The 5,300-nt window shown below is 29.2% G+C and carries 6 protein-coding genes; all 6 read right to left on the bottom strand.

Features of this window, described 5'->3' with window-relative positions; translation table 11 throughout:
• Positions 1-552: 552 nt before the first annotated feature.
• The gene (locus tag ACZ9HT_RS16845) at positions 553-1,347 is read right to left on the bottom strand and encodes a GLPGLI family protein (RefSeq protein WP_476041658.1); all 795 of its coding nucleotides are present in this window, start codon (positions 1,345-1,347) and stop codon (positions 553-555) included.
• Between the two features lie 165 nt (positions 1,348-1,512).
• The gene (locus ACZ9HT_RS16840) at positions 1,513-2,040 is read right to left on the bottom strand and encodes a DUF1877 family protein (protein ID WP_476041657.1); all 528 of its coding nucleotides are present in this window, start codon (positions 2,038-2,040) and stop codon (positions 1,513-1,515) included.
• A 170-nt stretch (positions 2,041-2,210) separates the two neighbouring features.
• On the bottom strand, positions 2,211-2,708 hold the full coding sequence (locus tag ACZ9HT_RS16835) for a hypothetical protein (protein ID WP_476041656.1): 498 nt from the start codon (positions 2,706-2,708) through the stop codon (positions 2,211-2,213).
• A gap of 165 nt (positions 2,709-2,873) precedes the next feature.
• Positions 2,874-3,563 (bottom strand): hypothetical protein, encoded by a 690-nt coding sequence (locus ACZ9HT_RS16830; RefSeq protein WP_476041655.1) that lies wholly within the window; start codon positions 3,561-3,563, stop codon positions 2,874-2,876.
• A gap of 182 nt (positions 3,564-3,745) precedes the next feature.
• A complete protein-coding gene (locus tag ACZ9HT_RS16825) occupies positions 3,746-4,273 on the bottom strand; it encodes a hypothetical protein (protein WP_476041654.1) in 528 nt (175 codons plus the stop codon).
• A 163-nt stretch (positions 4,274-4,436) separates the two neighbouring features.
• Positions 4,437-5,072, bottom strand: a complete 636-nt coding sequence (locus ACZ9HT_RS16820) for a hypothetical protein (protein WP_476041653.1) — start codon at positions 5,070-5,072, stop codon at positions 4,437-4,439.
• Positions 5,073-5,300: the final 228 nt, after the last annotated feature.

Genomic DNA, 5,300 nt, shown 5'->3' with positions numbered 1-5,300 from the left:
TTGCGGTGATCCAACGGGAATCAAACTTTGTCAATCTGCAAAAATTTGCTGCTTAATTTTTAGATTTTTGCTTGCTTTTTGTCATAGAATATGTTATGGTTAGTATTTCTTCTCCAATAAGTCCTTTGTCAGACTGCAATTTTTAGTCAGTTTATAAATTTTTAGAAAGTGTAGTAATTTCCGTGTTTCAGTTAAAATAGAAATAATAATTTCCAGTCAGTTTCCGTAGTTCAAGAAGGAGTTTTGCAGCGTGGGTTTTTCCCTGATTCACAGTAAATTTCCATTCCTTTAAATTTCCGTACGATAATAATTTTCCTTTTTTAAAAGTGCAATTCAGTTTTTTTCAAGAATTTTAAATAGAAATCAAGTTTTAAAACTCAAAAACAAATTGCGAAAATAGCGGTCACGAAATATTAACCATAACGGTTGGGTATTTATGCAGGCGGGCTAAAAATACGAAAACTTTAGACTTGCTAAAAACTTAATTAATCGCTAAAATCTTCGATGAAAACTTCATACACGCTTGTATAAATACCTTGTTAGCAGAAGTTTTTATTTGTAGTTTACTTTGTGATTTAATTCAATTGGATTATTATCTTGTAAAATATTATTTTGCATTTCTTTATTCTTTATTGAAATATCCATTGTATTACCTTTCGGGTCGGTAAATGTAACTGTTTTACCCATGAATAATTTAGCATTTATATCATATGGATCATTAAAATATGATTTTGCAAGTAGATCGTATTTTTTCCAATCAATTTTTATTGCTTTTGTGCGTGCGTCAAAAATATTCCCGACTTTTTTGACTTCTATCAAATTAAATGAATATTCATTTTTTGAATCTTGAATAGAAATAATCAACCCTGGTAAACCACTGAAAATATATGGACCATCTCCAAAAGGTAATTCTGTAGTAAACCAAGCAATCCAGTTTCTTCCTCCATAATTTGTTTCTGCTTTTTGAGATTTATATTTTCCAATAGTTTTTTGTTCGGAAGTTATTTTCCAATTTAATTTTTCCTCAATTGGCAGAAGATAATCTGTTCCCAAATAAGTAATTACTTTTTCTATTCTTTGTTGGGGTAGATTCTTTTTGACATAGAATTGGTTTTCAACACCCATTTTATACCTTCCGTTTCCATTATTCAACTTTATTGAATCTGTTTTTTTGTCTTGTGCCTCTCTAAAAATTGAAGCATTATTTTTTAAATCCAAAATCATGTTACCGGAATTAACTTCATCTGGTTTTTCTAAATTCAGTTTATACTTTGTTTCGTAAATAAAACTTATTTTTTGCGAGAAGCAAAATGTAGAAATTCCAAGAAAAAATATAATAACTTTCATTTGTTAAGTGTGTTTTTTTAAAATTTCTGCTAACGGTTGGGTATTTCTGCAGGCGGGGCTTAAAATGCAAACCCTTTCTACTTGCCAAAATAGTGAAAATATCTGAAATCTTCTTAATTATATATTCAACCCCGCCTGCAGAAATACCATGTTACCTGTGGTTTTTTACACCGTTACATTTAGTATGTAATCGTTTTCATCGAATGCGTTCTTAAATATGTTTTTCAATCCATTAAAGTCCTCACTTAAATGTATTAAATTGTAAGCGCTATCCTCCGAGTTACCATAATTCCAAACATTTGGATAAATATCATTTGTATTTAATTCTTCAGCGCTGTAATTTTCAGCAAACTCTTTTTCAAAAATTTCAGTTATTATCTCATTAATTCTATTAATTAAATCAGGATTTAAATAGGGAATTAATCTTCCACTTTCATAAAATTCAAATTGTTTTTCAAAATCTAAAGCGTCGTATTCTACTTGTCCTAAAGCACTATTAGAATTAAATATTTCTGATAAAATTTTATTGCGGTTAATTTTTATTAAGACAAATTCAAGTCCAAGGAAAGAACCATTAAAATCATAATATTCTTTAGAGTTATTCTCAAGATTTAATTCATTTCTATTTTCAGAATTTTTTAAATTTTCAAATTTAATTTTGGAAATTCTATAAAGTGTTGAAATTTGACTCATATTTTATACGGTATGTTTTTAAAATCGCAGGTAACGGTTGGGTATTTCTGTTGGCGGGGACTTTTTATAACAAGCCTTTGTAAATATAACAAATTGAACAATTAACGAAAATCTTTATGATATAAACTTCCGCCCCGCTAATAGAAATATCTTGTTACAGGCAGTTCATTTTACTTAATTATCTTTTTAAAACTTTTTTGATTAATTTTTTTGAGAATATTAGTTTGAGGATCAACGTAAAATTTAAAAAATTCAATTCCGATAATATTTTTAATTTCAGGAAATGTCTCTTCTGTGTAAATGAATTTTTGAGTTTTCATATTTATCATTTTACCGTCTAAATAGTCGACTTTATCCGCAACAAACCAAAATGTCATTTCCTTATAATCCAGTAATTTTGTAGGAATTCTTTGTATTATTTCGGAATATACTTCATCCCAATTTTTTCCTATTTGTCCACTAAGAAATCTCACTAATATTCCGTAGTTTATTTTTCCATTATAAAATTCAGGTTGTTTTGCAAAAGTTTCGAATGAAGGAAGATCGTCAAAATTTTCATTTTCATCTTTTTGTCGAGTGTCAGAAAAAGAAGGATTAAGAATTCTTTCTCTTTTACTTCCTGAAGTCTTCATTCTACTAATTAGCCATCTTTTATTGTGTTCTCTCATTTTATGCGTAAAGTTTTATAGAATTGCCTGTAACGTTTAGGTATTTCTGTTGGCGGGGACTTTTTATAACAAGTCTTTGTAAATATAACGAATTGAACAATTAGTGAAAATCTTGATGATATAAACTTCCAACCCGCTAATAGAAATACCGTGTTAGCAGAAGATTTATTGTACTCTCCATAATTTTCCGTTTACATCGTCAAATCCGATAATACCAAAATTATAGTCATTGTATATCACATTTACATTTTTTGGACGAAATGGCAAAGTAACTAGTGGATCTAAGACTTCAGTTCTCTTTGACTCAAATATTCTAACTTTTGTGTATGTTTTCCCGTTAAATGACATACTCGTTGTAGGAATATCAAAATCTATCGAAATTGTATTTTTATATATGTCTGTTCCACTGTAACCATTCCATAGCGGAAATTTGAAGTATCCATAAAACTTGGGAGTTCCTTCAATTATTGGACTTATTTGATAATTAGAGCCAACTGGATATTTTTGTATAGTAATTTCACAACTTGTGAATACATAGCCTTCAGCGTACCACATTGAAATTTCTTGTCTATCATAATGAAAATGTTGTGAAGAATAACTGCTTGCAAAATTTCCCGTGGAATATGTCGTTTTTCCTTTCTTAGAATTATATATTTTAAATTTCAGTAATTCATTATCTTGATTTTTATAAGTTATTTCGTCACCAACATTTGGCTCATTTATTAGTTTATTTTTCTCATCTTGTGTAAATTGATAATACGGAAGTCCATCACTTGAAGGCTCGTCATTTCTACTACAACTATTAATAAAAAATAGTCCAAAAGATAATAATATTACAATAATTTGCTTTCTCATTTTTGAATAAGTTTAGTTTATAATTCCTCTCTCAAAATTTTCTGCTAACGGTTGGGTATTTCTGTTGGCGGGTGCTTTTATACAAGTCTTTGTAAATATAACAAATTGAACAATTAGCGAAAATCTTAATGATATAAACTTCCGCCCCGCTAATAGAAATACTTTGTTGGGCGATCGCTTTTTTACGGGTTTTGATATTCTTTTAAATAGTTATAAGTCGCGTCCTTTAGCGACTTTTTTAAATTATTCATTTCATCGCCACCACCACTTTTGCGAATTCCAGTTGCTTGGATTTCTTTATTAGTAACTATATTATTAAAATTCAATACCGTTTTTAATGTTGCTACAGAAAAACCAAAATGCCAATTTATTTCTGAAATATCAGTATCAATTATTAGCGGTTGTTTTCCATTAAATTCATCATTATTTTCAATAAATTTTAAATCTAATTTGGTTTCGGAAGCAAGTTCTTCAATGGATAGTTTGAAGGTTTCCTTAACATTCGGTTGCGCTATTCCTCCGAAAATTGTTCCAACGAGTCCGGAGAATTTAATCTCATTTTGACTTTTAGGGTTTAACTTGAAATAAAAGGTTTTTCCTTCAAAGAAATTTTTATTTAAGGTTCTATTTGTATAATTATGAGATGTTCCGCAACTCAATAAGGTCAGTGTAGTAATAACTGTTAATAATATTAATTTCAAGTTTTTCATATAAATTCTTTATTTTTAAAGTGGCGCCCAACGGTTGGGTATTTATGCAGGCGGGATAAAAATACGAAAACTTTATACTTTCTATAAACTTAATTAATCGCTAAAATCTTCGATGAAAACTTCATACCCGCTTGTATAAATACCTTGTTACCTGATGTGTCTTCTATAAATTGAAATTTATTTTGGGTTTTAATATTGACCAATACATTAATATTAAATATCCGAAAATCAAATAATAAGTTTCTTTTGGTGAGAACTTAATTAATTTTTGCCAAAAGGAAGAATGTTTATAATTGTAGTCTGTCTGATTAGCATAATTCTCTCCTGCATCATCGTTGTAAAAAGGATAATCATTTTTTGAATTTGGTTTGTTATATAAAACATACAAACTGTTGGTCTTATCCATATCAAAACCATACATTTCTTGATTAGTTTTCTCCATTAAATTGAGAATTTTCACAAAGTCACCATAACTATTTTCGTTCCCGAATTGGAATTTTATCCCACTTTTCGCGATACTTTCATTCATCATCTTTTCAATCAATGATTTGAAATAGAATTCATCTTTCTCACCAAAATTCGGTTTGATTGTTATTGGTTTGTAATTCCAGCCTTTCATGGGTATCTGCGAGTTTTCTGGAATTTTTTGGCTCGATTTCGCCTTGAAAGGAAGATAGACATCGATAACTGTTAATTCCATTCTTTTTAATGTTGGCGTGGCAAAATACCAAAACAATAAGGGAATAAAAATTAAACTAATCATTCCGCTAACGTAAAATATTTTGTGTCTACTTTTCATATCTGCGCGACTTTAGTGACATAGCAGGTAACGTTTCGCGGATTTGCGATGGTGCGGATTAATATCTAAAATCTTTCTATTATAAACTAAACTTCAAAATTTCTAAAATCTTTAAACTTGGCGAAAATCCCGCACTATTGCAAAACCGCCTTAAGTTTGTTTTTAATATATTTATATACTAATCAGAAAGAACAAAAGAGAGGATAAAGGTTTACGATAACCGCAGGA

This window comes from Chryseobacterium sp. UYP7 (assembly GCF_056279225.1).
This window is presented reverse-complemented; position numbering and strand designations above follow the sequence as displayed.

Excerpts from the sequence above, each read along its gene's own strand:
- ACZ9HT_RS16845 (WP_476041658.1), bottom strand. The coding sequence starts at position 1,347 with ATGAAAGTTATTATATTTTTTCTTGGAATTTCTACATTTTGCTTCTCG.
- ACZ9HT_RS16840 (WP_476041657.1), bottom strand. The coding sequence starts at position 2,040 with ATGAGTCAAATTTCAACACTTTATAGAATTTCCAAAATTAAATTTGAA.
- ACZ9HT_RS16835 (WP_476041656.1), bottom strand. The coding sequence starts at position 2,708 with ATGAGAGAACACAATAAAAGATGGCTAATTAGTAGAATGAAGACTTCA.
- ACZ9HT_RS16830 (WP_476041655.1), bottom strand. The coding sequence starts at position 3,563 with ATGAGAAAGCAAATTATTGTAATATTATTATCTTTTGGACTATTTTTT.
- ACZ9HT_RS16825 (WP_476041654.1), bottom strand. The coding sequence starts at position 4,273 with ATGAAAAACTTGAAATTAATATTATTAACAGTTATTACTACACTGACC.
- ACZ9HT_RS16820 (WP_476041653.1), bottom strand. The coding sequence starts at position 5,072 with ATGAAAAGTAGACACAAAATATTTTACGTTAGCGGAATGATTAGTTTA.